Genomic DNA, 2,739 nt, shown 5'->3' with positions numbered 1-2,739 from the left:
TGCTGATGTACGCCCACTGCCCGGGGCCGATGCTGCCCGGCAGCGCCACGCGGTTGGCGCCCCACGTCATGTTGTCCTGGGGGTTCTGCGCGCCCAGCTTGTAGTTGGCCGCGATGCTCCAGGTGTTGCTGCCCGTGTTCTCGAACACGGCCGTCGCCGTGAAGGCCTGCCCGGGCGCCAGCGTCGTGGGCAGGTTCTGGTAGCCGATGAACTTCGCGTTGTCCGGCGTCTTGTACAGGTAGGCCAGGTTGCGGATGTCATACGGATCGAACCCGGGGTGCACGCTCTTGGCCGGAGCCACCGTCACGCCCGGCTTGAAGTCCGCGCGCGTCCCGAGCTCCCCCTTCGAGTAGTGCATGATGGACAGCGTGTTGTACGGCTGGTTGGGCACCGTGGGCTGATTGCACTGCGCCGCGATGTTGGGATCGCTCGGGGCGTAGATGTAGAGGTAGGTGCCCTGCTCGCAGCGCTGGTGCTCGTGCCACAGGCCCATGGTGTGCCCCAGCTCGTGCACGCCCACCTGCCAGAGGGAGTTCCAGAAGTAGAGCGACTGGACCGTCCCCTTGTAGCCCACGTCCGCGCGATCCGAGCCGTAGATGAGCTTGACGTACCTGCCCCCGTTGGTGCCCTCCACCAGGCGCACCCCGGTCTCGGCCGTCTTCGAGTTGATGTAGGTGATGGCCTGCTGCAGCACGTTCCGGGTGGCGTTGCCCGACGGCAGGCTCGCGTCCCACTGGTAGTAGACCGTTCCCCCGGGCCACATGCCCCCGGCGATGTACATGACCTGCGCCTCCACGCCCTGCGCCTGGACCGAGGCCAGGCGCCGCAGCGCCTCCTCTTCCGTGGGGGCGATGGCCTCGGCGGGGCCAAAGCCCATGTCCCCCTGCACCGCCTGACCGTCCTCGATGGTGTAGCGCAGCTGCACGGGCTTGCCGTTGGAAGCGATGACGTAGCCGACGTGGACCTCGGCGGCGACTTCCTCCGTGCCCTCGACGGGGCCCGGCTGGCAGGCCGTGGCGTGCACCAGCAAGGAGGAGACACAGAGGAACCGCGAAAGCGCCAGCACGCGCTTCCACACGGATTGGGGATTCATGACAGGGGACTCCAGGGGTGAAGCGCCACTTTCACCGGAGAACGGGAAAGCGCGCGCGGAACAGTTAGCCCCACTTTCCCTGAAAATGAGAAACCGGGGAAGGCCACGACTGTTCGACACCCGACACGGGGCGTGCTAGTCCGCTCGGACACCTGCTCCGGAGGGGGAAGGGGCATGGAGCCGCGTCCGTCATCATCCACTCGAGCCGCTCAGCGCTTCGCGACGCCCGTGCTGGCCCAGCTCCTGGAGCACCGAGCTCCTGGCCTGGTGATCGGCGCCGTGGCGGCCCTCCACCTGGGGCTGATGCGCTTCGGGCTGCCCGGGTGGCCGTGCCCCGTGCGGCACACGTTGGGGATTCCCTGCCCGGGGTGTGGGCTGTCGCGGGCCATCGCCGCCCTGCTGCACGGGGACTGGCGGGGCGCGCTGGCCGGGCACGCCTTCGCGCCCTTCTTCCTGGCGGCGCTGGTGCTGCTCGTCGGGATGGCGCTGCTGCCCGAGGCCCTCCGGCGCCGGGGCATCGCCGGGGTCGCCCGCTTCGAGCGACACACCGGCCTGACCGCCCTGCTGCTGGTGGCCCTGGTGGTCTACTGGCTCGTTCGATTGCTCGTCTTCCGCAGTGCCTTCATCCACTCCACCCTCGGGTAGACCCCGAGCCCCACCACAGAGGAAAGACAACCATGGGTATGATTCTCGGACTGTTTGGAACGATCGCCGGCCTCGTCAGCCTCGTCTGCTTCATCATGGTGCTGATCAAGCTGTTCCAGGCCAAGGGCGTGCTGCACGGCATCCTGGGGCTGATCTGCAGCATCTACACCTTCATCTGGGGCTGGATGCACGTGGACCGGAACGCGAACCGCAACGTGATGATGGCCTGGACGGCCGCCATGCTGATCGGCTTCGTGTTCAACGTCATGGGCGCGATGATGTCCCGGTAGTCGAGGACGGTGCTCACGAGGGAGGACCGCCTCCCTCGTGGCACTCCCGCGGGAGCAGTCAGAGGCTTTGGAGGAAGTTCCTCAACGGGTCGAACGCCGGGTGCGCTGGGTCGATACCACCAGTTCCCGCGGTGAACGCCTGATGGAAGCGAAGCCTCGGGTCCGGGCACATCGCGAGATAGGCGTTGAGCCACCCCTTGGCCCCGAGCGCCGTGGTGGAGTGCAGGGGTTGGGCACAGCCGACCAACGCATCCACGCACGCCGAGAGTTTCGGGTCGCCAACCGCCAGGCGGCAGAGGTGCTCGATACTCCCGAGAGTCTTTCCATCCGGGGCGAAGAAGGCGCCCATCGGACGGGGCTGCCCGGCCAGGCGGCCATGAATCGGAGGCGTGTTGGCCCCGAACGCCGCCAGCGTCTCCTGCGCGATGCGGTAGGCTTCCTTCGGGTCCTCCTCCATGTCCAGGACGACGCCCACGCTGCGGGCGTTGGCGAAGCTGGGATCCCTCACCGCCAGAGCAGCAAGGTCCGGCAGGTCCGTACCACCGCTCCCGTACCAGCACACCAACCCCGGCCACACCGTGGGTCCCGCCACGGCCTCACACAGCCCGCGCTCATCGCCACCTTCCACCAGGAGGAGCCCGAAACCGGTGGACGGAAACGGGGGCATCATTCGGCGGCTCATCCCCGGATCTCGACGCCCATGCGCTCGGC

The 2,739-nt window shown here is 67.8% G+C and carries 4 protein-coding genes; 2 read left to right on the top strand and 2 right to left on the bottom strand.

Annotated elements, in window-relative coordinates:
* Window positions 1-1,093 (bottom strand): M12 family metallopeptidase (locus VF794_RS00180; protein ID WP_331106497.1); only part of this gene is annotated, 1,093 nt, incomplete at its 3' end.
* Window positions 1,094-1,267: 174 nt separating this feature from the next.
* On the opposite strand from VF794_RS00180, the gene VF794_RS00175 reads away from it, so the two are divergent.
* Both VF794_RS00175 and VF794_RS00170 read left to right on the top strand, forming a co-directional pair.
* Window positions 1,268-1,738 (top strand): DUF2752 domain-containing protein, encoded by a 471-nt coding sequence (locus tag VF794_RS00175; RefSeq protein ID WP_331106495.1) that lies wholly within the window; start codon window positions 1,268-1,270, stop codon window positions 1,736-1,738.
* A 32-nt stretch (window positions 1,739-1,770) separates the two neighbouring features.
* Window positions 1,771-2,028 (top strand): hypothetical protein, encoded by a 258-nt coding sequence (locus VF794_RS00170; RefSeq protein WP_331106493.1) that lies wholly within the window; start codon window positions 1,771-1,773, stop codon window positions 2,026-2,028.
* Window positions 2,029-2,086: 58 nt separating this feature from the next.
* Here the strand turns inward: VF794_RS00170 and VF794_RS00165 are convergent, their stop codons facing one another.
* Window positions 2,087-2,698 carry a DUF3226 domain-containing protein gene (locus VF794_RS00165; RefSeq protein WP_331106491.1) on the bottom strand — a complete coding sequence of 204 codons (612 nt, stop codon included), beginning with the start codon at window positions 2,696-2,698 and terminating at the stop codon, window positions 2,087-2,089.
* Between the last annotated feature and the right edge of the window lie 41 nt (window positions 2,699-2,739).

Source organism: Archangium sp. (assembly GCF_036389735.1).
Taxonomy (GTDB): domain Bacteria; phylum Myxococcota; class Myxococcia; order Myxococcales; family Myxococcaceae; genus Archangium.
The sequence above is the reverse complement of the archived record's forward strand: the minus strand, read 5'-3'. Positions and strand labels throughout refer to the sequence as shown.

What these genes read in the sequence shown, in the direction of transcription:
- VF794_RS00175 (WP_331106495.1), top strand. Translation starts at nt 1,268, where the DNA reads ATGGAGCCGCGTCCGTCATCATCCACTCGAGCCGCTCAGCGCTTCGCG.
- VF794_RS00170 (WP_331106493.1), top strand. Translation starts at nt 1,771, where the DNA reads ATGGGTATGATTCTCGGACTGTTTGGAACGATCGCCGGCCTCGTCAGC.
- VF794_RS00165 (WP_331106491.1), bottom strand. Translation starts at nt 2,698, where the DNA reads ATGATGCCCCCGTTTCCGTCCACCGGTTTCGGGCTCCTCCTGGTGGAA.